Source organism: Bradyrhizobium cenepequi (assembly GCF_020329485.1).
GTDB lineage: Bacteria > Pseudomonadota > Alphaproteobacteria > Rhizobiales > Xanthobacteraceae > Bradyrhizobium > Bradyrhizobium cenepequi.
Genome location: NZ_JAGKJI010000014.1, coordinates 55,047 through 81,593 on the forward strand (window position 1 = coordinate 55,047; position 26,547 = coordinate 81,593).

At 63.6% G+C, this 26,547-nt stretch carries 25 protein-coding genes, 1 tRNA gene and 1 pseudogene; 14 read left to right on the top strand and 13 right to left on the bottom strand.

The genetic code is table 11. From position 1 onward, the window contains the following. Positions 1-20: 20 nt before the first annotated feature. The 3 genes from J6497_RS17070 to J6497_RS17080 form a co-directional block, all read right to left on the bottom strand. The gene (locus J6497_RS17070) at positions 21-791 is read right to left on the bottom strand and encodes an IclR family transcriptional regulator (RefSeq protein ID WP_225705434.1); all 771 of its coding nucleotides are present in this window, start codon (positions 789-791) and stop codon (positions 21-23) included. 144 nt (positions 792-935) lie between these two features. After that, positions 936-2,102 carry a cytochrome P450 gene (locus J6497_RS17075; RefSeq protein WP_225705435.1) on the bottom strand — a complete coding sequence of 389 codons (1,167 nt, stop codon included), beginning with the start codon at positions 2,100-2,102 and terminating at the stop codon, positions 936-938. 88 nt (positions 2,103-2,190) lie between these two features. Beyond that, entirely contained in the window at positions 2,191-2,982 is a 792-nt protein-coding gene (locus J6497_RS17080; RefSeq protein ID WP_225705436.1) for a helix-turn-helix transcriptional regulator, read from the bottom strand. A 217-nt stretch (positions 2,983-3,199) separates the two neighbouring features. On the opposite strand from J6497_RS17080, the pseudogene J6497_RS17085 reads away from it, so the two are divergent. From J6497_RS17085 to J6497_RS17095, 3 genes and pseudogenes are all read left to right on the top strand, one after another. Then, positions 3,200-4,349, top strand: a pseudogene (locus tag J6497_RS17085) (ABC transporter substrate-binding protein). Positions 4,350-4,376: 27 nt separating this feature from the next. Further along, positions 4,377-5,591, top strand: a complete 1,215-nt coding sequence (locus J6497_RS17090; protein WP_225705438.1) for a cytochrome P450 — start codon at positions 4,377-4,379, stop codon at positions 5,589-5,591. A gap of 11 nt (positions 5,592-5,602) precedes the next feature. Then, on the top strand, positions 5,603-5,926 hold the full coding sequence (locus J6497_RS17095; protein ID WP_225705439.1) for a 2Fe-2S iron-sulfur cluster-binding protein: 324 nt from the start codon (positions 5,603-5,605) through the stop codon (positions 5,924-5,926). A 106-nt stretch (positions 5,927-6,032) separates the two neighbouring features. On the opposite strand, the gene J6497_RS17100 is transcribed toward J6497_RS17095, so the two are convergent. Then, positions 6,033-6,109 (bottom strand) — tRNA-Arg (locus J6497_RS17100). Positions 6,110-6,494: 385 nt separating this feature from the next. On the opposite strand from J6497_RS17100, the gene J6497_RS17105 reads away from it, so the two are divergent. Both J6497_RS17105 and J6497_RS17110 read left to right on the top strand, forming a co-directional pair. Continuing rightward, positions 6,495-8,249: a peroxidase family protein gene (locus J6497_RS17105; RefSeq protein WP_225705440.1), complete on the top strand. Its 1,755-nt coding sequence runs from the start codon at positions 6,495-6,497 to the stop codon at positions 8,247-8,249. A 286-nt stretch (positions 8,250-8,535) separates the two neighbouring features. After that, the gene (locus J6497_RS17110; RefSeq protein ID WP_376708224.1) at positions 8,536-9,183 is read left to right on the top strand and encodes a hypothetical protein; all 648 of its coding nucleotides are present in this window, start codon (positions 8,536-8,538) and stop codon (positions 9,181-9,183) included. 131 nt (positions 9,184-9,314) lie between these two features. Here the strand turns inward: J6497_RS17110 and J6497_RS17115 are convergent, their stop codons facing one another. Continuing rightward, positions 9,315-9,536: a hypothetical protein gene (locus J6497_RS17115; protein ID WP_225705441.1), complete on the bottom strand. Its 222-nt coding sequence runs from the start codon at positions 9,534-9,536 to the stop codon at positions 9,315-9,317. Between the two features lie 59 nt (positions 9,537-9,595). Then, on the bottom strand, positions 9,596-10,591 hold the full coding sequence (locus J6497_RS17120; protein WP_376708223.1) for a 2-dehydropantoate 2-reductase: 996 nt from the start codon (positions 10,589-10,591) through the stop codon (positions 9,596-9,598). Between the two features lie 154 nt (positions 10,592-10,745). Between J6497_RS17120 and J6497_RS17125 the strand changes: the two genes are divergently transcribed. Together J6497_RS17125 and J6497_RS17130 are read left to right on the top strand one after the other, a co-directional pair. Further along, the gene (locus J6497_RS17125; protein ID WP_225705443.1) at positions 10,746-11,345 is read left to right on the top strand and encodes a YidB family protein; all 600 of its coding nucleotides are present in this window, start codon (positions 10,746-10,748) and stop codon (positions 11,343-11,345) included. Positions 11,346-11,368: 23 nt separating this feature from the next. After that, positions 11,369-11,647 (top strand): GlsB/YeaQ/YmgE family stress response membrane protein, encoded by a 279-nt coding sequence (locus tag J6497_RS17130; RefSeq protein WP_225705444.1) that lies wholly within the window; start codon positions 11,369-11,371, stop codon positions 11,645-11,647. A gap of 159 nt (positions 11,648-11,806) precedes the next feature. Here the strand turns inward: J6497_RS17130 and J6497_RS17135 are convergent, their stop codons facing one another. Next, entirely contained in the window at positions 11,807-12,589 is a 783-nt protein-coding gene (locus J6497_RS17135) for an SDR family NAD(P)-dependent oxidoreductase (RefSeq protein ID WP_225705445.1), read from the bottom strand. A gap of 269 nt (positions 12,590-12,858) precedes the next feature. Here J6497_RS17135 and J6497_RS17140 point away from each other — a divergent pair, with 269 nt between their 5' ends. From J6497_RS17140 to J6497_RS17150, 3 genes are all read left to right on the top strand, one after another. Continuing rightward, the gene (locus tag J6497_RS17140; RefSeq protein WP_225705446.1) at positions 12,859-13,923 is read left to right on the top strand and encodes an acyl-CoA dehydrogenase family protein; all 1,065 of its coding nucleotides are present in this window, start codon (positions 12,859-12,861) and stop codon (positions 13,921-13,923) included. A gap of 16 nt (positions 13,924-13,939) precedes the next feature. Further along, on the top strand, positions 13,940-15,100 hold the full coding sequence (locus tag J6497_RS17145; protein ID WP_225705447.1) for an acyl-CoA dehydrogenase family protein: 1,161 nt from the start codon (positions 13,940-13,942) through the stop codon (positions 15,098-15,100). A gap of 201 nt (positions 15,101-15,301) precedes the next feature. Further along, the gene (locus tag J6497_RS17150) at positions 15,302-16,102 is read left to right on the top strand and encodes an enoyl-CoA hydratase/isomerase family protein (protein ID WP_225705448.1); all 801 of its coding nucleotides are present in this window, start codon (positions 15,302-15,304) and stop codon (positions 16,100-16,102) included. Positions 16,103-16,206: 104 nt separating this feature from the next. Here J6497_RS17150 and J6497_RS17155 read toward each other — a convergent pair whose 3' ends face one another. Genes J6497_RS17155 through J6497_RS17165 form a run of 3 tightly spaced genes read right to left on the bottom strand, consistent with a single transcriptional unit; the run spans position 16,207 to position 18,993 of the window. Then, a complete protein-coding gene (locus tag J6497_RS17155; RefSeq protein WP_225705449.1) occupies positions 16,207-16,956 on the bottom strand; it encodes a VOC family protein in 750 nt (249 codons plus the stop codon). Between the two features lie 2 nt (positions 16,957-16,958). Further along, entirely contained in the window at positions 16,959-17,753 is a 795-nt protein-coding gene (locus tag J6497_RS17160) for an enoyl-CoA hydratase (RefSeq protein WP_225705450.1), read from the bottom strand. 31 nt (positions 17,754-17,784) lie between these two features. Beyond that, a complete protein-coding gene (locus J6497_RS17165) occupies positions 17,785-18,993 on the bottom strand; it encodes an ABC transporter substrate-binding protein (RefSeq protein WP_225705451.1) in 1,209 nt (402 codons plus the stop codon). A gap of 526 nt (positions 18,994-19,519) precedes the next feature. On the opposite strand from J6497_RS17165, the gene J6497_RS17170 reads away from it, so the two are divergent. Continuing rightward, entirely contained in the window at positions 19,520-20,251 is a 732-nt protein-coding gene (locus J6497_RS17170; RefSeq protein WP_225705452.1) for a hypothetical protein, read from the top strand. Between the two features lie 252 nt (positions 20,252-20,503). Next, a complete protein-coding gene (locus J6497_RS17175; protein ID WP_225705453.1) occupies positions 20,504-21,538 on the top strand; it encodes a LysM peptidoglycan-binding domain-containing protein in 1,035 nt (344 codons plus the stop codon). A gap of 19 nt (positions 21,539-21,557) precedes the next feature. On the opposite strand, the gene J6497_RS17180 is transcribed toward J6497_RS17175, so the two are convergent. Genes J6497_RS17180 through J6497_RS17190 form a run of 3 tightly spaced genes read right to left on the bottom strand, consistent with a single transcriptional unit; the run spans position 21,558 to position 23,805 of the window. Next, positions 21,558-22,184 carry a methyltransferase family protein gene (locus tag J6497_RS17180; RefSeq protein ID WP_225705454.1) on the bottom strand — a complete coding sequence of 209 codons (627 nt, stop codon included), beginning with the start codon at positions 22,182-22,184 and terminating at the stop codon, positions 21,558-21,560. A 26-nt stretch (positions 22,185-22,210) separates the two neighbouring features. Continuing rightward, positions 22,211-23,260, bottom strand: a complete 1,050-nt coding sequence (locus J6497_RS17185; RefSeq protein ID WP_225705455.1) for an NAD-dependent epimerase/dehydratase family protein — start codon at positions 23,258-23,260, stop codon at positions 22,211-22,213. A gap of 26 nt (positions 23,261-23,286) precedes the next feature. After that, the gene (locus tag J6497_RS17190) at positions 23,287-23,805 is read right to left on the bottom strand and encodes an Mpo1 family 2-hydroxy fatty acid dioxygenase (RefSeq protein ID WP_225705456.1); all 519 of its coding nucleotides are present in this window, start codon (positions 23,803-23,805) and stop codon (positions 23,287-23,289) included. Between the two features lie 275 nt (positions 23,806-24,080). Here J6497_RS17190 and J6497_RS17195 point away from each other — a divergent pair, with 275 nt between their 5' ends. Further along, complete coding sequence (locus tag J6497_RS17195) at positions 24,081-24,824, top strand: thermonuclease family protein (protein ID WP_376708225.1); 744 nt, start codon at positions 24,081-24,083, stop codon at positions 24,822-24,824. Positions 24,825-24,996: 172 nt separating this feature from the next. Beyond that, positions 24,997-26,493: a M48 family metalloprotease gene (locus tag J6497_RS17200; RefSeq protein WP_446479926.1), complete on the top strand. Its 1,497-nt coding sequence runs from the start codon at positions 24,997-24,999 to the stop codon at positions 26,491-26,493. Positions 26,494-26,547 lie beyond the last annotated feature (54 nt).

Sequence of the window (26,547 nt, forward strand, 5' to 3'; positions counted from 1 at the left end):
CACCGCCATCGCGGCTACTACTAAGGCACGCCGCCGACCTTCTCCGATACGATCTTCGCGGCGGCGCGCAACTCGGTGGCGATGGTGGCGGCTTCGCCGGCGGAGATGCGGCCCTCCCGCACCAGCGGCACGGTCAGCGCCGCAACCGCGCGGCCGGAAGCTTCGATGATCGGGCAGCTATAGGCGAGGATACGGGTATAGCCGTCGTCGTTGGAGAAGTTGCCGCCCTCCGCCGAGATTCGGTCGAGCGCCGCGAGCGCCTTCTTGCCGCTGATCCGGTCATTGGCGGCGATGACTTCCGCCAGCTCCTGGCGTCGGCCCTCGAGCTGGAACGCCGCCAGCACTTTCGCCGAAGCATATTGCTGGGTGAGCGGAAACACGGCGCCGACCTTGACCGACCAGCCCATCAGCCATTCCGGCTCGATCCGCGCGATCACCATGAATTGCTCTCCATGAAGCACGGTGAGATGGCAGGACAGTTGCACGCGGCCGGCAAGCTGCTCCATCACGGGCAGTGCGGCCTTCAATAGCCGCTCGGTCGGCGGGAATTGCGAGGCAATCCGGAACAGCTTTAGTGTCAGCGTATATTCGCCCGTCGAGGGATCGCGCGTGACATAGCCGCGGCGCTCCAGCGCCACCAGCATGCGAAAGATCTCGCCGACGGAGCGACCGACCCGCTCGGCCAGCTGCTTCTGGCTGAGACCGCGCGACTCCGCCGAGAGTGCTTCCAGAAGATCCAGCCCCTTTTCAAGGGCGGGAGCCCCCGGTTGCACGTTCTTCGCCTTCTTCATCCGTCAAGCCTTGGGACATGCCAGTACATCATCTCCCCGCCGCAGGCGGCAGGGAACGAAGCTTGGATGTACCTGATCATCTGCGCGACGAAAAGTTTGTCTGCGCGGTTGGCTCGCGTGGGCTCGACGGATGCGAAGCTCGGCCTAACCCCAAGCAACCGGCAGATTGAGCAGCCCACGAAACGCCCAGCCGCCGATCCGCACAGGTTCACTCTCGACGATGCGGAGGTTCTTTAGCCTTGCAAAGACGGTCGGAAGCGCAACATCGGCGACCATGGTGCGCGAAGCCCAGGCCCCGGCGCAGAAATGCGGCCCGGCGCCGAATGCGATGCTCTTGCTGGTATCGCGGCCAAGGTCGAACTCATCGGCGCGTTCGAAATGCTTTTCGTCGCGGTTTGCGGAGCCGAACATCAGGAACACTCGTTCCTCAGGTTCGAAGGCAACGTCACGGATCTTCCACGGCTTGGCGATGCGGCGCGGCGACATGCCGATTGGCGAGATCCAGCGGGCATATTCCTCGAAGACCTGCATCCACGGAATCTTGCCGTCGAGGACCAATCCCAGTTGATCGGGGTGGGTCAGCAGCGCCCACGCGGTGCCGGCGATCGCGTCGCGTGGTTCGTTTTGGCCACCGCTGATCGCAAGCTTGATGTTGGCGCGTACGCTCTCCATCGGCATGCCGCACGCGAGCATCACGCTGAGCAGGCTCTGATCGGGCTTCTTGCTGAGCACCGGCAGCATGTCGTCGATCGCCGCATCGATGCCCGACGTCGCGGCGTGACAGCGCGCCTCGACGGCGGGGTCTCCAATGTAATTGGCGATGCCGTCGATCATCCCCTGCGACCAGGCGTTCATGTCCTGAAAGCGCATGTTGGTCAGCCCGGTGATCGATTTCAAACACTCCGCCGAGAACGGCAGCGCGAAATCGCGCACGAAATCGCATGCGCCCGCCGGCTCAAGCGCGGCGATGATGCGGTCGGCATGGGCCTGGAATTGCGCCGTCCAGTGGAATTTGACGGTCTTCGGCGACACGGCGGGAAAGATCGCCTTCCGCTCCGAGAGGTGCGCGTCGCCGTCCTTGCGCATCATGTTGTGGCCCATCAGGCTGTTCATCAGCCCCTCGGGCTGGTGCGAGGAGAAGACGTCGATCTGCTTTTCGGAGACGAAGATATCGTCGCGGCTGCACAAGAGCGTGCTGCCGAGCTGCGGCACGAAAGCGATCGGAGCATCCCGACGGAGCTTCGCGAGCGTCGGATAAGGATCGCTCCAGAATGCCGCGACGTCGATATCGATACGAGGCGCAGTGCTCAAGGTTCGGTCCTCCGGGTATTTCCTCAAGATTACCCGAGGGCCGATGGGACGTCTGTCCCGCTGGTTGGGGACGGGACAAGACGTGCCGCTAATGCGTGCCGCGGGGCAATGCCATCAGGCGCAGTGCGATGCCGAACAGTTCGTTTTGCGAGGAGATGCCGAGCTTCTCATAGGCGCGCTTGCGATAGGTGAAGGTCGAGTGCAGGCTGATGCCGAGATCCGCCGCGATCGCCTCGGACCCATAGCCCGACAGGATCCGCATGCAGACATCCTTCTCCCGACCGGTCAGCTTGAGGAACGGTTCGCGGGTCGAAAACAGCGTCTGAAGCTTTGTCGGCGCCTCCGCGACAAGCTCCTCCTCGCAGTGACGCGCTACGATCGCGCTGATGGCTGGCGCCAGGTTGCAGAGACGCGCGGCTTCGCTGCGGGTAAACCGGCCCTGCTCGGTGGTCCGGTAGAAGTTCACGTAAAAGCAGGCGCTGTCGACCCAGATCGCGGCAGCGATCTTGTCGACGATCTCCGCATCCTCAAAGAAGATCTTGCGATAGCTGTCGCTGTACATACGACGAGAGAAGCTCGGCAGGATGATCGGGCGAGGCGCCGATCGCTGGTGCAGGATCGCCTCCCGGTTCGGATCGGCCAGATGAAAGTGCTCGGAATACGCCGCGCCGAGATCCGACCCTATGCCGATGTTTCCGATTCCCAGGGCGCAACGCGCCGTTCGCTCCGTCTCGAAGGCAAACACCATGCAATGGCCGACACCAGCCACCGCTCGAACCGTATCCATCAGAACATGCGGGAACGACGGCCGACCGATGGCAAGCACCATCGGTGCAAGGACGCTTGACGAATCTCCCGGTTCCATCGCTCCTGATCCCATCGCTTCCTCCGAATTTTTCTTCAAGCCTATCAGCAGCATCCGAAGGTTTGAAGCCGTCTCGTGCGGCCTCTCGCCAGCCATTTCAGCCGGCATGTGTCACCAATCAGGGGGACAGACGCACACCGCGCGGCAGGCGATAATTGCGAAGCGCGGGCGCCTCGGACGTCCTCGGCGTATCCGCGCGCCTTGAAAAAGAATTCTTGCGGGAGGGACTACAATGAGGCTGGGCCTTGCCGGGCTTTGGATTTTCGTGACCGCGGTTCTCTGCGCCTCGGACGCAAACGCTGACATTAAGGTTGGGATCGTTGTCTCGGCGTCCGGGCCGGGCTCGGCGCTCGGGCAACCGCAGATGCGAACGGTGGCGGCGCTGCCGAAGGAGATCGGCGGCGAGAAGGTCGTCTACATCCCGCTCGACGATGAATCTGATACCACCAAGGGCGTCCAGAACGCGCGGCGCCTGGTCATCCAGGACGGCGTCGACATCCTGATCGGATCGTCGCTGACGCCCGTGACCATGCCGATGCTCGATATCGCCATGGAATCGAAAACCCCGATCATCTCGCTGGCGGCTGCGACCGCCATCGTCCAGCCGATGGACGACCGCCGCAAATGGGCGTTCAAGGTCGTGCCGAACGATGACCTGATGGCGGCGGCCATCCTCAAATATATCGCGAAGTCGGGCATCAAGACGCTCGGCTATATCGGGGTTTCGGATGGCTATGGCGAAGGCTATTACAAGGAAGTCAGCCGGCTCGCTCCGACGCTTGGCCTGGCGGTGACGACACATGAGGTTTACGCCCGCGCCGACACCAGCGTGACGGGCCAGGCCTTGAAGGTGATGGCGACCAATCCGGAGGCGGTATTTGTTGCATCCGCGGGCACGCCGGCCGTATTGCCCCAGCAAGCCCTTCGCGAGCGGGGCTATGCCGGCAAGATTTTCCAGACCCACGGCGTCGCGACGGAAGAGTTCATCAAGCTCGGGGGCGCCAACGTCGAAGGCGCCGTATTTACCGGGGAGGCGTTCACCATCGCAGAGGATCTGCCGGCGAACGATCCGTTCCGGCTGGCGCGGGACGCGTTTGTCTCTGCCTACGAAAAGGCGAATGGCCAGAAGCCGAACATCTTCGCTGCGCATTTGTGGGATGCCGTCGCCCTGTTGAAAACGGCGGCGGCACACGCCTTGAAGACCGCCAAGCCGGGTACGCCGGAATTCCGAGCCGCGCTGCGCGACGAACTCGAGCGCGGCAAGGACGTCTACTTGAACAACGGCCTCTCCACCATGTCTCCGACCGACCACAACGGCTACGACGAGCGTTCCGCCTTTCTTATAAAAAGTGGAAGGCGGCAAATTCCGGCTGATGCGATAGGGGCAAGCAAGACGAGGGAGGACTTGAATGAGTGCACTCGGCTCCTCTTCCACGACAAGCGCGGTTCCGCATCTGGACATTGATCCCTTTGCGATCGAGTTCTTCGCCGATCCTTTCCCCACCCACGAGGTCCTGCGGGAAGCGGGGCCGGTCGTATATCTCGACAAGTGGAACGTCTATGGCGTTGCACGTTACGTCGAAGTCCATGCGGTGCTGAACGACCCCATGACCTTCTGCTCCAGCCGCGGCGTGGGCTTGAGCGATTTCAAGAAGGAAAAGCCTTGGCGGCCGCCGAGCCTGATCCTCGAGGCCGACCCGCCTGCCCATACCCGCACCCGTGCCGTGCTCAGCCGCGTGTTGTCGCCGAGCGTCATGAAGCAGGTGCGCGACGGCTTCACGGCGGCCGCCGAAGCGAGGGTCGACGCGCTCTTGGACAAGCGCAGTTTCGATGCGATCGAGGATCTTGCGGAAGCCTATCCGCTCTCGGTCTTCCCGGATGCGCTCGGTCTGAAGGCCGAGGGTCGCGAGCATCTGCTCCCCTATGCCAGCCTGGTGTTCAACGCGTTCGGCCCGCCGAACCAACTACGCCAGAAGGCGATCGAACGTTCGGCGCCGCACCAGGCCTACATTGCCGAGCAGTGCCAGCGCGAAAACCTCGCCCCTAGCGGCTTTGGCGCCTGCATCCACGCGCGCGTCGATGAAGGCGAGATCACCGCAGCAGAGGCCCCGCTCCTGGTGCGCTCGCTGCTGTCGGCCGGCCTTGACACAACCGTCAACGGCCTCGGTGCCGCCATCTACTGTTTGGCGCGCTTTCCGGATCAATGGCAGCTCCTGCGCGACAACCCGACGCTGGCGCGCAATGCCTTCGAGGAAGCGGTGCGTTTCGAAAGCCCGATTCAGACCTTCTTCCGCACCACGACGAGAGAGGTCGAACTCGGCGGCGCGCTGGTCGGCGAGGGCGAGAAAATCCTGATGTTCCTCGGCGCGGCCAATCGCGATCCAAGGCGTTGGGACAAGCCCGACAGCTACGACATCAATCGACGCACCAGCGGCCATGTCGGCTTCGGCTCGGGCATCCACATGTGCGTCGGCCAGCTCGTTGCGCGGCTCGAAGGCGAGGTGATGCTGTCGGCACTAGTGCGCCGGGTGGCGAAAATCGAGATCACGGGCGAGCCGAAGCGCCGCTTCAACAACACGCTGCGCGGGCTCGACAGCCTGCCCGTTGCGATCACTCCGGCATGACGCGAGGCGCGATGACTGCAATCACCTTCATTCATCCAGATGGCCGAAGCGATCGTGTCGAGGCGAGCGAGGGCGAAAGCGCCATGCTGGCGGCGACCCGTCACGGGCTCGTCGGCATCTTGGCCGAATGCGGCGGCAACGCCATGTGCGCCACCTGCCATGTCTATATCGACGATGGCTGGCTCGCGCGTCTCCCGCCGATGGCCGACGAGGAAGACGCCCTGCTCGACGGTACGGCGTGCGACCGCCTGCCGGGTAGCCGTCTATCTTGCCAGATCAAGATAACCCTCGAGCTCGACGGGCTCGTGCTGCGCCTGCCGGAACGGCAGGTCTGAGCGATTCGACCAAGCTCAGGGAAGCCGGATCCAGCTTTCCCCATCGGAACGGAGCGCCTATGTCGAGAAATGGCTGACTTTATTGGGTTGCTTGCATCCGCAAGAATGGCGATCCCGGGAAGACTCGAACTTCCGACCTACGGTTTAGGAAACCGCCGCTCTATCCGGCTGAGCTACGGGACCGCGAACCCCTCTAGAGGAGTTTCGGCCCCTCATAGCAGACTGAAAGCCCGATCGCCAGACTCCGCGATAGTCGGCGCCTCTCGCGGATGACCCGCCCGCTCGAGACGGGGCTCCGGCGGCCCGTTGTTCGCGCGCGGTCTAGGGCTGCTCCGCGAACACGGGCACACCAGATGTGAACAGCACGTTAAACTGCCGTGAGGCACCCCGTTCATGGCAACGCTGCTTTCCTCATCATCGGCTGCGCGAACGATCGAAAACAATTTCCGGCGAATGTCTATGAACTGGACCACACTGCGCTGAGGCATAATGACCTCAGATTGTCCGTTGACAATAAAGCAACCGAAGCAAAGATCGCGCCCCGGGTGGATCACTTGGAGGATTTGCGATGACGATCCTGTTCCAGTCCCACAGCGGCCGCGAAAAAGCCAAAGGTCCGAGCCCCCTCACGTCGCGGGTTTCTCCGCGCATCGCACCGCCCGCGGTGCCCGACATCGCAGTCGACGAGCAGGCGGACTTCGGCTACTTCGTTCCGCCGCTCGACGCGCCGGAAAATTACTTGCCGGAATCGCAGACGACGGTGGACGAGCTCGACGGGCTCGGCAATCTCATGGTCGAAGCGGGCGGACCTGGTGGCGCCGACTCTACCATGCCGCCGGTGCTGACCTATTGGGGCCAGTTCCTCGACCATGAGCTGACCGCACGCACCGATCGCGAGACGGCGATCAGCAAGATCGAGAACGCGCATCCACCGGTGCCGTCTTCGACCGTCGAAAGCACGCTGAGAAATGCGCGCACGCCGCGGTTCGATCTCGACAGCGTCTATGGCGGCTCGCCGGTAGGTCCCGACATCACTGCCGACGTCGCAACCGTCATATCGGGCCTGCGTCATCCGACGCTTCGCAACAAGATGCGTGTTGGAACGTCGGTCGATCCGGCCCCACTCCCCGATGGATTGGACCAGCATCGCGACCTGCCCCGATACGTGCAGGTTCAACCCGCAGTCCGCAATGCAGCCTTGCGCGTTGCCCAAGCGTCGTTGTCGCCGTCGGAATTTGCCAAATTCTCGGACACGCTGCCGCAGCGTGCGCTGATCGGAGACATGCGCAATGACGAAAACCTCGTCGTCGCGCAATTTCATCTGAGCTTCCTGCGATTTCACAACCGGGCCATCGACTTCCTCGAAAGCCACGACACCGGATGGATTCCGGATTTTGCATCGGCCCAGACCTTGACGCGGCTGCACTACCAATGGCTGGCCGTCGAAGGCTACCTGAAGGGCGTTTGCGATCCGGCCGTGGTGAACCGCGTCATCCAGGATCGGGCGTCCCATTTCTTCAAGTTCAGGGCCGACTTCGATTCGCGGCGGCAAAACACCAGGCTCGGCAACGCGCTGCCGCTTGAATTCTCCGTGGCCGCTTACCGCTTCGGTCATTCGATGGTGCGAGGCGCCTACGACTTCAACAAGAACTTTGGGCCGGAAGCGGGAATAGCTCCAAGAGCGACCCTCGACCAGCTATTCGAGTTCACCGGCGGCGGCGGCGCGATCGACTCCAGCAAGCGCCTGCCGAAGATCTGGGTGATCGACTGGGCACGCTTTGTCGATGCGTCAGCACCGCCGCGCGTTGCCCGGAAGATCGACACCGCGCTGGCTCCGCCTCTGAACGAGATGGTCAAGGAAGGCAATGACGAGACCGACCCGCAGCTGAAGGCGCTGTTCAAAAGTCTCGCGCGCCGCAATCTCCGCCGCGGGTACAATCTGAGGCTTCCCACCGGTCAGGCTCTCCACAGTCACCTCAGGCAGACCGGCGCGGTTCAATCGGCTCCGATTGCCGACGTATCCGCCATCTTCAATGCCAAGCCGACGCTGCGCGATTTCCTCAAGAACTCGCAGGCCAAGCTGCACGAGCGGACGCCGCTGTGGTTCTACGTCCTGGCCGAGGCGGAAAGCGGTGGCGGCAACCGGTTGGGCGAAGTCGGCAGCTTCCTGGTCGCCTCGACTTTCATCGGCGTTCTCCTCGCGGATCCCGATTCCGCGCTGTCGCGTGGGTTCCATCCGGACCAGAGTCCGCTGCGGATGGGTGACAACACGCCGATTGATTCGATTGCAAAGTGGATGCGTTTCGCAAGCGTCATGGAATAGTCATGGAACTCACGACCTCCCTCGCTTGCGGGGGAGGTCGGCCCACCCGCGCCGACTGAGGGAACTTGCTCGATTCGACCGACGCGGTTAGGCGGCTCCGCCATGCAGTCGCAGCAGATCATGTCCCTTCACCTTGAGATTTCTTGAAAATTTTAGTCGAGGCGAGACGGACCGGCCGATCGTGACGGCCCGCTGATCACTTGTGGACGCGCGGTTCCGTCGTGACAAGCGCCATTAAAATGACGACAATCCGCCCAACTCTCTCGCTGGTTCGATTCTGGCTGGGATTGCCGCTGTGACCGCCTCGCGTTTGTTGATGTTCAGTGTTGCCGTCGCCGGCGCAGCAGCCGTGCTTGCGCCCGCGCGCGTCGATGCGCAGTGGTGGCGCAGCACGCCGCGGGATTTCGAGGAGTGCGCCGACATCGCCGAGAAGGCGAAGACGAAGGAAGACAAGACGTCCCAGCTTGCCGAGTGCAACGCGAAATTCGCCGGGCGCCGCAAGCCGGGTGGCGGCTACACTTATTATGACTTCCTGCAGGATCGCTCATTCGACATCGCCGGCCCCAACCCCACGCCCGAAGAGCAGAAGAGGATCGACCAGGAATATGCCCGCTATCTGGAAAAGCAGCGCCGCGAAAGCATAACCGCGGCGCTCGCCTTGAAGCAGCAGCAGGAAGCGTTAGTGCAACAACAACCGCCAATGCAGCCGCCCGCGCAGCCGGGCATCAAGGCGACATTGCGGACCGAGACGGCGCGGGTGCCGGTGCCGGTGGCAAGCCCGGTCAAGCAGGCCGAACGCATCAGAGCCGCCAAATGCGCCAAGGACTCGTTCTCCTGCGACTGGCCGCGGCTCTCCGCGAGCTGGAACGAGTTCAAGAAGATTTTCGCGCCACAGCCGCCGGCGCCGTCCACCAAGCCAAAGCAGCGGAGCTGAATGCTCTAAAGCGCGATGAGATGAGGATGAATCATCATCGCGCTTTAGGTTATTGTTTGAGCATGATCTCCGCGCAAACGCTTCGCGTTTGTCGCGAGGGAAAACCGCTTCACACTTTTCCGGATCATGCTCTAGCGCGAATGACGGCTGCGCTTGGCGCGGCGCGGCGCGATCGGCTTGGGAGCAGGCGTAAATGGCTCAAAGGCCGGCACCGACCGTGCCGCGCGGCTCTCCTGCAATCGCGCGTCATAGCCCGGCGAGGGCACGACTGTCGGCGGCGCTGCATGGGAGGACGCGACTGAGCCGAGAGCCAGGGCTGCAACCAACCACAACACCGCGGAGATCCGTCTCATCGATCTTCCCTATCATGTCCGTGCTGAAATTCGCGCGGGATCGGCGCCTTTTCAAGACCTCAGCCGCGGATTTGCTCCGGCGTCAGCCCGGGCGAACCCTTGCCCGCCGCTTCGGCCTGCTTGACCAGTTCGACGATGCGTCGTGACAGCGGTGCCTTCAGCCCACGCCGTTCGGCGATGCCTGTGATGACGCCCTGCAGATAATCGATCTCGGTGCGGCGCCGGCGCTTGAGATCTTCCCACATCGAGGAGCGCGCCTCCGGATCGATCTTCATGGTGCGCCCGAGCAGTCCCTCGAAGATCGCATCAGGCAGCCGCAGCAGCGGCGGCATCAGGCTGGCCGGGATCGGTGTCGGCGACACCGGCTTGATACCTTCCGCCTTGATCGCAGCGAGTCCCTCCGCCATCTGGTCGGCAAACAGCTTGCGCCAGCTTCGCTGCGCGAGCTGCCGGCGCAATGGGATGTCGGACAAAGCATTCAGCGCGTTGTTGAGATTGACGATCAGCTTGCCCCACTGCACGCTGTCGATGTTGTCGGTGGCGCGCATCGCAAGGCCCGGCACGGACAATCGTTGCGCGGTGCCCGCCGCGTCACGTTCGACGACGATCGCGCCGGAGGTCGAACGGTGGAACCTGCCCTCGCCGAACGCGACCACGTTGAACGGCACCATGCCGCCCAGCACCTTTCGCCCAGGCAAGCGCTGGCGCAACAGGTCGACATTGCCGACGCCGTTTTGCAGGCTGACGATGACTGCATCTTGAGGCGCGTGCCTGGCGATGATGTCGGCCATGTCAGCGGTATCCGCGCTCTTGACCGTGACCAGCACCGCGTCGGCGTCGTTAAAAATCGAGGGATCGTCCGACAGCGCGATCTCGCTCGCGGTGAGCCTTTGCTCCGCCCCGTCAAAGCCGGTCAACCGGAGCCCGTTACTCCTGATTTCATCGACCACGCGCGACCGCGCCAGCAGTGCTACCTTGCGGCCCGCAGCAGCCAGCATGCCGCCGACAAAACAACCGATGCTGCCGGCGCCGGCAATCCCGATAGGTCGATCCAAAGCATTCATCCGCCGTTCAACCTCGCGACCATAATCGATAGCAGAGTTGGCGTTTTGTGCCTACCGAACGGGAGCGCAGCTTGCGGCCGTGCCTTGTAACCGTCATGGGCGGCCGTTATGTTTTCGGCGCGGGGCAGATACGCGGGAGAAAACGATGGGTTTACTCGACGTACTCAACGGCATGCAGAATGGCCCGCGCGGGCCCAGCACGCCGAGCTCTGAATCCGAATCCGACAAGGGCGGCATGTCGCCAATGACCATGGCCATCCTGGCACTGCTGGCCTGGAAGGCGGTCAAGCATTTCTCCAACCAGCCCGGCGAAGCCTCACGGCAGGCGCCGGCTCCGACACCTGCTCCCCCGCCCGGCAATGTCGTCACCGCAGGCCTGCCCGGTGGGGCCGCCGGAGGTGGACTGAGCGATCTGCTCAAGGGCGGCCTCGGCGGACTGCTCGCGGGCGGCGCTGCCGGCACTGTCCTCAGCGGCGGGCTCGGCGATCTCCTCAAGCAATTCCAGGACAAGGGCCTTGGCGACCACGCCGATTCCTGGGTCAGCAACGGCCCGAACAAGCAGGTGGCGCCGGGCGATCTCGCCAATGCGCTGGGTGCCGACCAGATCGACCAGATCTCCGCACAAAGCGGCTTGTCGCGCAATGACTTGCTCCGCGGCTTGAGCCAGTATTTGCCCGACGCGATCAACCACCTGACGCCAGATGGCCGATTGCCGAACGACGACGAAGTGTCGAGGCGGATCTGACGTTTCAGGAAAGGACGCCAGCCATGAGCGGCATCTTGTGGATCGTCGTCGTCGGCTTCGTCGCCGGCATTATCGCGCGGATTCTTTCGCCGGGCCCGAACAACCCGAGCGGGTTCATCCTGACCACGGTGCTCGGGATCGCCGGGGCTTTCCTCGCGACCTGGGTGGGCCAGGCCATCGGCCACTACGGTCCCGAGCAGGGCGCCGGCTTCATCACCGCCACGATCGGCGCGCTGGTGGTGCTGTTCATCTGGAACCGGCTGGTGGCCCGTGGGATCATCTCCGATCCCGGCGGGCGATAGCGGCGGTCGTCGACTTCGTCATTGCGGTAGGGTGGGCAAAGCGCAGCGTGCCCACCGTTGAGCATTTCGTTCGTGGTGGTGGGCACGCTTCGCTTTGCCCACCCTACGCTTCTCTCGCAATGACAGCGCAAGAGGCTTCATCATCCTCGGCTCGGCGGTTTACGAAATCAGATGCATCCCCGCATCCATACGCACGCACTCGCCGGTCATGTTGCTCGAGGCCGGCGTCGCCAGGAAGCAGACGAGCTGCGCGATGTCCTCCGCCGTTGACGCGACCTTCAGCGGCACCCTCGCCACGACAGCATCGCGCACCTGCTTGGCGCCGGCTTCCCCGCGGCCCTTGGTGAACCAGGGCGTATCGATATAGCCCGGACAGACCGTGTTGACGCGAATGAGCGGCGCGAGCGCGCGAGACAGCGACAGTGTCATGGTGTTGAGCGCGCCCTTGCTTGCGGCATAGGCAACCGAGGAGCCGACGCCGGAGATGCCCGCGACCGACGAGACATTCACCACCGCCGAGGCGCGACCCGACGCTTTCGCGGCGGCTTCAAGCAGCGAGCGGCTTGCGCGCACCATCTGGAACGGCCCGATCGTGTTCACCGCATAGATGCGCTGGAAGTCTTCCGCCGAGAGCCCGTCAAGATTGTCGTGCGCCACATGCTTGGTGGTGCCGGCATTGTTGATCAGCGCGTCCAGCCTGCCCCAGGACGCCGCGGCGGCAGCGATCCTGCGGCAGTCTTCGTCGCGCGAGACGTCGCCCTGCACCACCACGACCTCGGCGCCGGCGCTGCGGCAGAGATCGGCGGTCTCTTCGGCTTCCTTCTTGCTGTTGGAATAGTTGACGACGACGCGCCCGCCGCCCTTGGCCAGGATCTGCGCGGTCGCGGCCCCGAGGCCGGACGCCGAGCCCGTTACGATCGCATACAAACCATCCTTCGACATCAGCACTCCCTCTTGCTTTGCGCTCAAATATTCTGGGTTGGCATACCATATCGTGCGGCAACCGCGACAAGCCAAAACTCCGTTGCGCGGAAATTCAATTTCCCTTGGTGGACCAGCGGCAGGCCCATGCCGCTGCCGCAAGCGGCCCTGCGGACAGCGCTTGTCATGGCTATGGCTTTTCCGCATCATAAAGCGCAAGAACACAATGCACTTGGCGCGACAGTTTGGCGCGTCCGAGACGTGCCAAATTCCATAGCTTGAGGAACGCCGTGGCGGAGAGTGAGAATATCGTCGTCGAGACCGCAGAGAAGATCTTTGCCGATCTCGCCGACGCGCAGACCATCAACAGTGACAAAACGGGAAGCTGGAAAGCGCCGCTGTGGCAGGCGCTGAGCGAGGCCGGCCTGCCGCTCGCCTGGGTGCCGGACGATCTCGGCGGCTCCGGCGCGAGTCTCGCCGATGGCTTTGCCGTGCTCAACGCCGCCGGCCGGTTTGCGATCGCCGTTCCGCTCGCCGAGACCATGCTGGCGGGCTGGCTGCTCGCGCAAGCGAAGATCGCCTCCCCCGACGGCGAGATGACGGTGGTGCCCGCGAGCCCGAAAGATCGCATCACGCTCAACGTCGATGGCAGCCTGTCCGGCCGTGCGCGCGGCGTGCCGTTTGCTAAATCGGCAAGACATTTCGCGGTGCTGGCGCATGGCAATGACGGCATCTCGATCGCGTTGGTCGATGCCGCCAAGGGCCGGATCGAGGCCGGCATAAATGTCGGCTACGACAACTCGGATACGCTGACGCTGGACAAGGTCGAGCCAATCGCGATCAAGCCGGCGCCGAAAGGCTTCGACCAGTCCACGCTGATGCTGATGGGCGGCGTGGTCCGCAGCCTGCAGATCGCGGGCGCGCTGGAATCGATGCTCGACATCTCCGTGCGCTATTCCAACGAGCGCGTCGCCTTCGAGAAGAAGATCTCGAAATTCCAGGCAGTGCAGCACAATCTCGCGCGCCTTGCTGGCGAATCCGCCGCCGCGCTCGCGGCCGCAACCTCCGCCGCCGACGCGATCGCGAATGCGACCTCCTTCGACGATGCGGTGTACCTCGAAGCAGCGTCCGCCAAGATCCGCTGTGCGGAAGCGGCCGAGAAAGGCGGCGCCATCGCGCACCAGGTGCATGGCGCAATCGGCTTCACCATCGAGCACATCCTGCACCGCTATTCGCTGCGTGCGCTGGCCTGGCGCGACGATTTCGGCTCCGAAAGCCATTGGGCGGTCGAACTAGGCAAGCGCGTCGCCGCCAGAGGCGCCGACGAATTGTGGCCGCTGGTGGCCTCGCGCTGACATCAGGGAAAGAGCCATGACCGCAGCCCTTCGTTTCGATCCGATCCGCCTGCCGGCTGAATGCGAGCAATTGCGCAAGGAAGTGCGCGCCTTCCTCGCCGAAGAGATCGCCGCCGGCACCTTTGATCCCAACAAGCCCAACCGCGAAGACACCGACGCACCGGAATTCTCGCGCCGCGTCGGCGCCAAGGGCTGGCTCGGCATGACCTGGCCGAAGAAATATGGCGGCCAGGAGCGCTCGTTCCTGGAGCGCTATGTGGTGACCGAGGAGATGCGGGTCGCCAATGCGCCGACGCGGCGCTTCTTCGTCGCCGACCGCCAGAGCGGGCCGGTGCTGCTGAAATATGCGCCCGAGCATATCAAGATGGACATCCTGCCGCGCATCTGCCGCGGCGAGCTATGCTTTGCGATCGGCATGAGCGAGCCGAACTCAGGCTCGGATTTGTTTGCGGCGAAGACGCGCGCGACCAAGACCGATGGCGGCTATCTCATCAACGGCAGCAAGATCTGGACGTCATCGGCGCACATCGCCGACTACATGATCGCGATCTTCCGTACCTCGCTGCCGACCAAGGAAAATCGCCGCCATGGCCTGACCCAGTTCCTGGTCAAGATGAAGCAGCCGGGCATTGAGGTGAACCCGATCGGCCAGATCACCGGGCAGTCCGAATTCAACGAAGTCGTCTTCACCGACTATTTCGTGCCCGACGATCACGTGCTGGGCGAAATCGACGGCGCCTGGAAGCAGGCGACGAGCGAGCTCGCCTATGAGCGCAGCGGCCCCGAGCGCTTCCTCGAGACCTATTACGTGCTGACCGAGCTCGTGCGCGCCGTCGGCGACAAGCCGGACACCCGCAGCGCCGAAGGCATCGGCCGCCTGGTGGCGCAGCTTCACACCATGCGTCGCATGTCGGTCTCGGTCGCAGGCATGCTGCAGGCCGGCAAGGAGCCGGTGGTAGAAGCGTCTATCGTCAAGGACATCGGCACGGTGTGGGAGCAGCAACTGCCGCATCGCGTCCGCGACCTCGCCGCCTTCGTCGAGGAGACCGCCTCAAACCGCGAGACGCTGGAGAAGCAGCTCGAGTTCGCGCTTCGGACGGCGCCGAAACTGACGATCCAGGGCGGCACCACTGAAGTGCTCCGCGGCATCATCGCCCGCGGGCTTGGTCTGCGCTAGCTTGCTTGTGGGTCGCACGATCGAGCCAAGCGCACCGTCTACCTCTCCCATGGGGAGAGGTCGATTTGCGCCAGCAAATCGGGTGAGGGGTTGCGCTCTCTCGAGAGACCTGAACCCCTCACCCGGCGCTCCGCGCCGACCTCTCCCTATGGGAGAGGTGAGCTGCCGCACTGAGATATTGAGTTATATTGGAGACCAAAGATGAGCAAATACACCGATATCGGCGTCGAGAAGCAGGGCCACGTCGGCCTGATCGAGATCCGCAAACCACCGTTGAATTTCTTCGACGTCGCGCTGATCAACCAGATCGCGGACGCGCTGGAGGAGTTCGATCGCGACATCGAGATCCGCTCGAGCGTGCTCGCCGCGCAAGGCAAGGCATTCTGCGCCGGCGCCAATTTCAGCGATCCGGCGCGACAGGAGCAGGAAGAGCGCGCGGCCTCCGATCCGGCCGTCAATCTGCCGATCAACCATCTCTATGTGCAGGCGGTGCGCATCTTCCGCAACAAGAAGCCGATCGTCGCCGCCGTCCATGGTGCCGCCATCGGCGGTGGACTCGGACTTGCCGTCTCCGCGGACTTCCGCGTCACCTGCCCCGAAGCGCGCTTCTCCGCGAACTTCACCAAGCTCGGCTTCCATCCCGGCTTCGGACTGACGTTCACGCTGCCCGAGCTGATCGGCAAGAACAACGCGGAATTGATGTTCTACACCAGCCGCCGCGTCACCGGCGAGGAAGCCTATCGCTGGGGGCTCGCCAACGTGCTGGTCCCACAGGACCAGGTCCGGTCCGAGGCGCTGAAGCTCGCGCAGGAGATCGCCGAATGCTCCCCGCTCGGCCTCGTCTCCACCCGCGCCACCATGCGCGGCGACCTCGCCGATCGCGTGCTCGCCGCCACCAACCATGAACTGGTCGAGCAGACCAAGCTGCGCGCTACGGAAGATTTCAAGGAAGGCGTCAAAGCCACCGCCGAGCGCCGCGTCGCGAACTTCAAGGGACGTTAACGCGCTGCTTGCGCCGATGCGCAGGGTGGGCAAAGCGCAGCGTGCCCACCATCAAGCATTCGACTCGTGGCGGTGGGCACGCTTCGCTTTGCCCACCCTACCCATCATTGCATCAGTCGAAAGACAACACCACCGAGCGCAAATTCGCCGCCTGCGACATCCAGCCCCTTCTTGCTGGCGGCATCGCGGACCTTGGCGACATCGTCGACCCTGAACGTCAGCGCGCTCATGATCTCGCTTTCGCCGTTGACGAAGCGGAAGGTGCAATTCGGCAGTCGCAGCTCCGCGCCGCTGACCGGCACCTCAAGAATCCGGCCCCAATGCGCCGCGAGCGCTTGCGGCTCCGGGCTCTGCATCTCGACTTCCGTCAGCGCTTGCGTCACATCTTTTCGGATATGCTTCTGCCATTCGGGTCCGGCCGGCGGATAAGCACCCAGAACATCGTCGCTGCCATCGGTGTGGTTGAACTCGATGAACGCGGCGCGGCAGTCGCGCGGGTGAAGCTGCACGCCGTGGTAGGGCGCATGTGTGATCACGTTTGCGGTGCGCACGCCTAACCCATTGGCATGCGCGCCGCGCGCGTCGGGATCGTCACAGCAGAAGATCGCCATGTAGCCGCCGCGGCCGCCGGTCTTCTCGATGAAGCGGCCCGCGGCCGTGCCCGGCTTGAACGGCGCCACCACTTCAAGAAGGATGGTATCGACCGGCAGCAGCGCGTTCTCCAGGCCATATTTCGCGACATTGTCGTCGCGATAGCAGACGCTCAGGCCCATGATGTCGGCGATGTCAGAAATCACGGGCTCGAGCTGTGGTGCCACCAGGCAGATCTGGCGCAGCCTGAGATAGCCGGCCATCCCTACGCGCCCTTGAAGACGGGCTTGCGCTTCTCGACGAACGCCTTGGCCGCTTCCTTGTGGTCGGCGGTCTCGCTGCAGCGGGTGTGATGGATGGCCTCGCCATCGAAGCAATCCTCGAGCGACAGGTGCTCGGCATTATTGATGTTGCGCTTGATGAAGCCGAGCGCGATCGACGGCCCCTGCGCCAGCGACATCGCAAGCTCGCGCGTGGCGGCCTCGATGTCCGCATCCGGCACCACCTTGGTCACGACACCGAGCGCATGCGCCTCCTGTGCGGTGAGGACCGGCGACGTCAGATAAAGCTCGCGCGCCTTCGCGCTGCCGAGGAGCTGGGTGAGGAAATAGGTCCCGCCGTAATCGCCGGAGAAGCCGACCTTGGCGAAGGCGGTGGTGATCTTGCAGGAGGCGCTGGCCACCCGCAGGTCGCAGGAGAGCGCGATCGACAGCCCGGCGCCGGCCGCCGCACCGTCGAGCTGCGCCACCACGGGCTTTGCCATCTGATGCAGGACCCGCGAGACCTCCATGCCGCGACGAAGATTGGCAAGCTTGGCCTCGAACGACAGCGGTGCCCGGCCCTCCGCCATCGACTTCACGTCGCCGCCGACGCAGAAGGTGCCGCCGGCGCCCTTGATCAGCACCGCGCGCACCTCGTGATCCTCGGCCGCCCGCCGCGCCGCCTCGACCAGGCCGCGCGTCATGTCCGGGTTCAGCGCATTGCGCCGCTCCGGCCGGTTCATGGTGATGGTGAGCAGGCCGTTGTCGAGGCTTTGCAGGACGATGCTGTTTTCAGTCATGGGCTTGGCTTTCTTGGTTGTTATCTTTGCGTCACTTCTTAACCAGCGGGCAGCGCGAGTTCTCCAGCGGCTGGAACGCCTCGTTGCCCGGAACGGTTGCGAGCAGTTTGTAGTCATCCCAGCGTCCCTTCGACTCGGACGGCTTCTTGACCTCGAACAGGTACATGTCGTGCACCATGCGGCCGTCCTCGCGGATCCTGCCGTTCTTGGCGAACATGTCGTTGATCGGGGTCTCCTTCATCACCTTCATGACAGCCGCGGCGTCGGTGGTGCCCGCGGCCTTCACCGCTTTCAGGTAATGCGTCACGGAGGAGTAGACGCCGGCCTGCGCGGAAGTCGGCACGCGCTTGGTGCGCTCCATGAAGCGCGTGGTGAATGCGCGGGTGTCGTCGTTCAGGTCCCAGTAGAAGGCTTCGGCGAGCAGCAACCCCTGCGCGGTGTCGAGCCCGACGCTGTCGATGTCGGTGACGAAGGCGAGCAGCGGCGAGAGTTTCTGGCCACTCTTGGTCAGGCCGAATTCGGCCGCCTGCTTGATCGCGTTGATGGTGTCGCCGCCGGCATTGGCAAGCCCGATCACCTTGGCCTTCGAGGCCTGCGCCTGCAACAGGAAGGACGAGAAGTCCGAGGTATTGATCGGGTGACGCACACTGCCCAGCACCTTGCCGCCGGTCTTGGCCACGACATTGGACGTGTCCTTCTCGAGATCCTGCCCGAAGGCGTAGTCGGCGGTCAGAAAGAACCAAGTGTCGAGGCCGGACTTCACCGCTGCCAGCCCCGTCACATTGGCCTGCGCGAAGGTGTCGAACACGTAATGCACCGTATAGGGCCCGCAGGCTTCGTTGGTGAGGCGAATCGAACCGGGGCCGTTGAACATGATGATCTTGCCCCGCGCCTTGGCGATCTCGCTTGCGGCGAGCGCAGTGGCGGAAGCCGCGACGTCGAAGATCATCTCGACGCCCTGATTGTCGATCATGTCGCGCGCGATGTTGGCGGCAAGGTCCGCCTTGTTGAGATGGTCGCCGACCACGACCTCGACCTTGCGGCCGAGCACCTCGCCGCCGAAATCCTCCACCGCCATCTTGGCGGCGGTTTCGCTGCCGGAACCGGTGATGTCGGCATAGAGGCTCGACATATCGAGGATGCCGCCAATCTTGAGCGGCAGCGGTTTGCCCTGCGCCAGCGCCGCGGTACTTGAGACCGCCAGTATGCAGGCGAATGCGCCCGCCAGAATTCGTTTCATGAAGCCCTCCCGATTCATCAGCCACATTGACTGCGGTCTACCATTTTGCGGCGCGATCATGCAGCATGGGATTGATGGCAGCAAGCCGCGGCAACACATGAATTCGTTGGCGGATTTCCGTTAAGCGGAATGATCTTCGGTGTTGTCGGCCGCGGGATAAACTTCGATGTCCATCGAAGTTTGTAGAGACTGCGAATCGCGCGAAGACCAAACCACGCTTCTACGGTGAGCCACCGCCCGCTCGGCAGCGGCTCGCAATCGGGTCCTCAGGCGCCCCCGAGCAGGCCATGATCAAAAGCCCCTGCCCGGGCGCCGATTTCGATCGCCTCCCTGTGGCCGCCATCTTCTCGCCAAGTTCCCGCCCGTTCCCATAGCTCACGATAAATATTGATGAATCCGGCAATCCGTGTTGCTCGCGAGACACGCCGCACAGTAAAGCCACGCTGCGCGTACCGCTTTTGTTGCGGTTGCGAGCGGGCTGGGGGTACGGTCATCAACAACATTCGGTAGCCTTCGAGGAGGAGCCATGAACGCATATCGCGGCCACACCGGACAGGTCGGCCGGCATTTGTTTCCGCGGCTGCGAGCCATCGCGACCGCGCTGTTGCTAGTGCTGCCGATCGCCGCAAGCCCGGCGCAGGCTGCGACAGAGTCGGCAGCCGCTCGGGGGTCCACCGCCCACGTCTATCTGCTGCGAGGGGTCCTGAACATCTTCTCGCTGGGACTGGATGAGATTGCCGCGAAACTCCAAGCGCAGGGCATGCGGGTGACCATCACCAACTATGTTTTCTGGTCGTCACTCGCCGACGAGGCCGCGGCCGAATACCGGAGCGGCAAGATCAAGACCGTCATTCTGGTCGGGCACTCCTCGGGCGCGACCTCCCTGCCCGATATGGTCGCTAGGCTGGACCAGCTCGGCGTTCCCGTGAAGCTCGCCATCGGGCTCGATTCGGTGTTCCACACCAGCCTTTCCGGACGTGTCGGACGATATATCAATTTCTATGTCGCCAACGGCGCCGGCACGCCGGTCGACAGGGCCAGGGGATTGCAGGGCAAGCTGGAGAACGTCAATGTGCAGAGCGTGCCGGGCGTCGGGCACCTGACGATCGATAAGAGCCAGATCATGCAGCAGAAGGTGATCGCCGAGATTGACGCCGTGGTCTTCGGCCGGCCGGCGCCGGCTACGGTGCGGCGGCCGCCGGGCGAGGCAAGCCCCGCCAGATCTCGCTCGGCTGGCGCGGCGGCGGCCCGCAATTAGAATATGATCCGGAAAAGTGGAGACCGGCTTTTCCCTCGCGACAAACGCGAAACGTTTGCAGCGAGATCATGCTCAAGAGCGGGATGACAATCATCTCGCCTGGACTAGCCGCGTGTCTACTTGTTGCGGCGCGCAGGTTGCGCCGCAATTCCGCCAATTCCTGAGCGATAGTTCATCCTGAACGCGGGCAAGTGGCCTGCCGGCGATTGAGGGCCGGCGTATCTGCGCGCCGAAATCACAGGCGGAGAGCGCATGATCAATCCGAAACCGGTTATGGCCATTGTGTTCGGGGCGATGCTTGTCGCCTGCGTCTGGTCAGCCAGTTGCAATTCCACACTCGCCGCTCCGGCCGCAAAACAGAACAATACCCCTGCTGCAGTGGCGGCACCGCCGCCGCCCGCCCCGGAGGAGCCCGCGCCGACGCCACGGGTGCGCGCCTATCTTTTCCGCGGCGCCATGGGCCCGATTTTTTCGCGCGGGATGGATCGATTGACCAGCCGCCTCCAGGAGGTCGGCGTGCAGGCCGACGTTAACGAGTTCACCATCTGCCGGGTCATCGCCGCCAGGGCCATCCGCGAATACAAGGAGGATCCGCTTCCGATCGTCCTGATCGGGCACTCGATGGGCGGGCTTTGCTCGGTGATATTCGCGGAAGTGCTGCGTGATGAAAACATCCCGGTCAGCCTGATCGTCACCATCGATCCGGCGCACGCAACCGGGAACGTGCCGCTCAATGTCGAGCGCTTCATCAATATCTTCCTCTCCGATAGCGTGCTGGGCGGCGGCGATGTCGTCGCCGAGCCGGGCTATCAGGGGCACTATGCAAGCTTCGACCTGAAGGACCACAAGGAAGTCACCCACATCAATATCGACAAGATGGACACCATCCACGACCAGTTGGTGAACGCGATCGTGCAACTCGGGACGACACCGATGGAGATCAAGGGCGAGACCGCACCGCTGCGCTATGTCGTTCCATCGGATGCGCCGCTCGAACTGTGGGACAGCGGCATTCCGCAATCGGCGCGCGCAGGCGACACCTTGCAGGGTCTCGCGACGGCGAACCACGTGCCGCTGTGGTCGCTCACCCAGGCCAATCAGCTCTCCGATAACGCGCCACTGACCGCCGGCCAGCGCATTGTCATTCCGCGTCACCTCATGCCGGTCGCACAGCCGCCCGCAACGACGGCAACCGCGGCGGAAGCACCGAAACGATCGACGCCTCCCGCTTCCCGCTCTTCGCGCGGAGGGACTTCGGGTCAGCGATCGCCTCCGAAAACGCCGTGACCGAATATCTGCGCAGAGACTAACCGGCGGGCAGGAACGGGATCAGCATCGGAACGCGCCGGCGATAGGATCCATATTCCTCCGCGCCGAGTTCGGCGCTGAGGAACACCTCCTCCATGCGGGCCTTCTGCGCCATGCCGAGCGAGATCAGCACCGCGCCGAGGATCGCCGTTACCGTCCCGACCGCAATGCCTGTGGCCAGCATTCCCGCGATCAGGCCGGTATAGATCGGATGGCGCACGAGGCCATACGGCCCGGTGTCGATGACGTGGTGGCCTTCCTTGTGCGTGATCGCATTCGACCAGAAGCGTCCGAGATGGATTCGCGCCCACCATGTGAAGGAGATTCCAGCGAGCGTCAGGATCGCCATCACATAGATGCCGAAGCTGCCAAACTGCCATAACGGCGTTTCCCCCAAGGCCCTTCCGGTCCATGGCAGGAACAGGATCGCGCCCAGGAGAATGGGGATGCGGTACTTCAGCGAGTCCGTGGTCATGACGTGCTTCTTGGTCTGGCCGGACCAGAGCGACGCCGCCACCCAGCTGATGACCCATAGAATCCAGATGATGGCGAGCAATTGCGTGGGCCAGGTGGCGGTCCACCCGCTCCAGACAAACGCGAACCATTGACCAGAATCTTGCTGCATATTGCGACCGTATCAGGCGGGTTGGATCAGACGCCAAACCGGCGCGTGGTATTGAACGACTGGGCCCCCGGGCTCGACACCGGTTCCCATTCCGGCTGATTTTGACCGGAGCCGAGCAGATGCGCAATGGTCTCGCGAAGCACGGGCTCGACGGGCCCGGGTGCGTAGCCGAGTTCACGCTGCGCCTTTTCGATCGACAGCGCCTCTGCCCGCCGCGCGATCCGCACGCCTTCGGCCGTACCAGACGGCGGGCGGCGGGTGACATAATCGGCAACGAACTCCAGGATACCGGCGGTCACCTCGGCAAGGCGGCCATTCATCGCAAGCCGCGGCGTGCGCCGGCCCCTGACGTCTCCCACGATCCGAAGCACCTCTTTCAGCGCGATGCTTTCGCCGCCGAGAATGTAGCGATGGCCGAACCGCCCGCGTTCCATGGCAAGGATCAGCCCTGCCGCGACGTCGCGCACGTCAACCAAGTTCACGACGAAATCCAGATAGAGCTGCACGCGCTGGTTCAGGAAAAGCCGGAGCATTTCCGTCGGCGGCGTGAAATTGTGGTCGTGGGTTCCGATCGGCATCGTGGGGCAGCCGATGACAACCGGATATCCAGATGCCGCCTCCTGCATCGCATAGCGTTCGGCGAGCATTTTGGAGCGCGTGTAGGGCCCCGGCATGTCGTCGGGCAATAGCGCGTCGTCAGTCAGGCGCTCGTCCGATCGCGAAGCACGGAACAGAATGGATTCCGTCGAACAGTGCAGGAGCCGCTTCACGCCGCGCTTGCGCGCGGTCCCGATCACGACCTCGGTGCCGCCGCAGTTGACGTCGTGAAAATCGGCTTTCCGTCGCAGCCACATCCCGGGCAGACCGGCAAGGTGATACACTTCATCGACACCGTCGATGGCGCTGTCCACGAGGCTCCGATCGAGCACCGAACCTTTGATATATTCAACCTTCGGCAACGCCCGGGATGGCGGCTGCAGATCGAGCACGCGCACATCGCGGCCTTTCGCGACCAGCGCCGAAACGAGGTGCTTGCCAATGAAACCGTTACCGCCCGTAACCAGGATTCGTGTCATGCGGTGAGATGCAGTACGGGCTGGAGCTACTGGGAATATGACAGGGAATCTTGCGGAGGCTGGATAATGATCGCGAGATCGCGCCGAAAGCCCAGTGCGATGAACAGTTTCGCCATCACGAACATCGGTCCGAGCAGCAGATGAGTGGGGTGATCGGCCATCGAGGGTTTCCTGCGTTCGAACACCTGGTGTCCGATGGTCTGGCATGCGACCCCCACGACAATGAGGACCGCCGTAAGCGACCACATGCCGGTGGTGGTCACGTGGCTGACGATCCAGGAGGCCGCCGAGAGCAGGGCGACCGCCCCGCAGAAGATTCCGGCGCCGAGCGCGAGATCGAGCAGAAACCAATAGAACAGCACTGGCAGCACGGCGATGACAGCCGCGTTGACCTCAACTCCGAACAGGCTGAAGGACAAAAGGCTGAGCGGGAGAATGGCCGCCAGGAACAGGAACACGATGCCGAACACATGCATCGCGCAATTCCAGGGATCACGATGATATTCGACGTAATCGGTCAACTGCCGCCGAAAATACGAGTTCATGCAGCACTTATCTTTCCTGTTGTGCCGGGACGCGCGGCAAGACTGGCTTGCGCGAAACCCAGCGCTCCGGCTTCATTGCTGGCCCCCGCCGACAGGGTGCTACTTACGCTCGCAATCAGCCTCAAGTCAAAATGCCCCCGGGGATGACAGGTCCCGCACATCGGCCGCGGCCCCACCTCGTTACGGAAAATCATGTCCTAATTCAGTCGGCTGGCAGCGACGTCATGACACGGGCCTACAAAGTGACAGCGCATCACGCGAAATTTTGTGCACAAATGTTGCCATTCTGCCTCATGCTCGCGGTGGCCACCGAGTCCGCCCGAGCGGCGGGATGCGCTTTCGAGCCCCAAGGCGAGGGGCGGGTCGCATCTGTAACCGACGCACGCAGCTTTCGTCTCGAGGACGGACGCGAGATCCGCCTCGCCGGCATCGAGATTGCCGACCGGCAGAGAGGGGCGGCGGCGCTGGCTGCGCTGGTCATGGGACGCGACGTCTCGCTGCAGGGCGAGGAGGACACGCCGGACCGCTATGGCCGCCAGGTAGCTTTCGCCTTTGTCTCGGGTTCTGACACTCCCGTGCAAAGCGAACTGTTGAGGCAGGGGCAGGCGATGGTATCGCCCGAGGTGTCGAACCGGGATTGCGCCACGCTGCTGCTCGCCGCCGAGGCCGAGGCAAGGCAGGCCAAACGAGGAACATGGGCCGACGCCTCGGCCATAAAAAACGCGGAAAGTCCGGGCGATATTTTGGCGGGGATCGGGCACTTTGCGGTGGTCGAGGGAAAGGTCTTATCCGTCCGTCAGGCGGGGGCAACCACCTACCTCAACTTTGGCCGGAACTGGACACGGGACTTTGCTGTGACTATTTCAAAACGCATGATCCCTGCGCTCGAGGGGGCTGGGCTCGCGCCTAAGTCCCTCGAGAATCGACGGATTCGCGTCCGCGGCTGGGTCGAAGCGCGCAACGGGCCACGAATTGAACTGCTCCGGGTCGGGCAGTTGGAAGTGCTCGGCGGGAACTAGGACATGAAAAGGGGAAACGATTCTCCGAAAAGATCGTGCTCAAACAAGCAGATGAGAGCATGATCGGGGACGCGGAAGCCCGTTCTTCCAAGAGATCGTGCGCAAACAGGGATGAGATCATGATCCGGCCGGTCGGACCATGATATCTTCCGGCAGCTTGAGAGTAGCTGGCGTGATTGAGGGTGTACGACGGCGGGACAGGACGGGCCGTGGCCTTTCGGCTGCGCCGGCGCTGCTGTGCGCGGCGACCCTGCTGTCCGCCTGCGGCAATCTCAGCATCGGACGGTTTGAGGCCGCGGCTCCGGTCGCAGCACCCCAACCGGCAAAGCCGAAGCCCACGGTTGCGCAGACGCCGGCGAGCGAGCGCGAACATGAGCGGATCCTGGCCACCTATGGCGGCGCCTATGACGACCCGAAGCTGGAAGCCCTGATCAGCAAGACAGTCGATCGGCTTGTCGCCGTGTCCGACCGTCCCGACCAGGGCTACAAGGTGACCATCCTCAATTCCGGCGCGGTGAACGCGTTCGCGCTGCCCACCGGCCAGCTCTATGTCACGCGCGGCCTGGTCGCACTCGCCAGCGATACCTCGGAACTATCTTCCGTGCTGAGCCACGAGATGGCGCATGTGCTGGCAAAGCACGCCTCCATCCGCGAAGACCAGGCGCGGCAGGCGGCGGTGGTGACGCGCGTTGTCACCGACATGGGTAATGATCCCGAACTCACTGCGCTCGCCCTGGCCAAGACCAAGCTCACGATGGCGAGCTTCTCGCGCCAGCAGGAATTCGAGGCCGACGGCATCGGCGTCGGCATCGCCGCCCGCGCGCATTTCGACCCCTATGGCGCATCGCGCTTCCTCACCGCGATGGAGCGCAATGCTGCGCTGAAGGTCGGCAAGACCTCGTTCGATCCGCGCGCGCAGGATTTCCTGTCCTCGCATCCGGCAACGCCCGAGCGCATCGCCAACGCGCAGTCCGCAGCGCGGCAGTATACGGCGCCCGAAGGCTCCGAGCGCGACCGCGAAACCTATCTCGCCGCAATCGACAACATCGTCTATGGTGAAGACCCGAGCGAAGGTTTCGTCCGCGGCCGCCGCTTCCTGCACCCCAAGCTCGGCTTCACCTTCCAGGCGCCCGAGAACTTCACGCTCGACAACACCGCGCAGGCAGTGATCGGCGTGCGCGAAGGCGGCACGCAGGCGATGCGGTTCGACGTGGTGCGGGTGCCGGCGGAGCAGTCGCTCGGCGAATACCTCAACTCCGGCTGGATGGAAGGCGTCGACAAGGCTTCGACCGAAGACCTCACCGTGAACGGCTTCCCGGCGGCCTCCGCCACCGCGCGGGGCGACCAGTGGCAGTTCAAGGTCTACGCGCTGCGTTTCGGCAGCGACGTCTATCGCTTCATCTTCGCGGCCAAGCAGAAGACGACCGAGAGCGAGCGCAATGCGCGCGAGACCGTCAATTCGTTCCGCCGCCTGACGCTCGAGGAAATCCAGGCCGCACGCCCGCTGCGCATCAAGGTCATCACGGTGCAGCCCGGCGACACCGTGGAATCGCTCTCGCACCGCATGGGCGGGGTCGATCACCCCGCCGAGCGCTTCCGCGTCCTCAACGGGCTCGATGCCCACGCCCAGGTCAAACCCCGCGACCGCGTGAAGATAGTGGTGGAGTGACGGCCCGAGCGCGCCATCTTATTGCCCGGTTATCAACCGGCCTGGAGCCGCAGA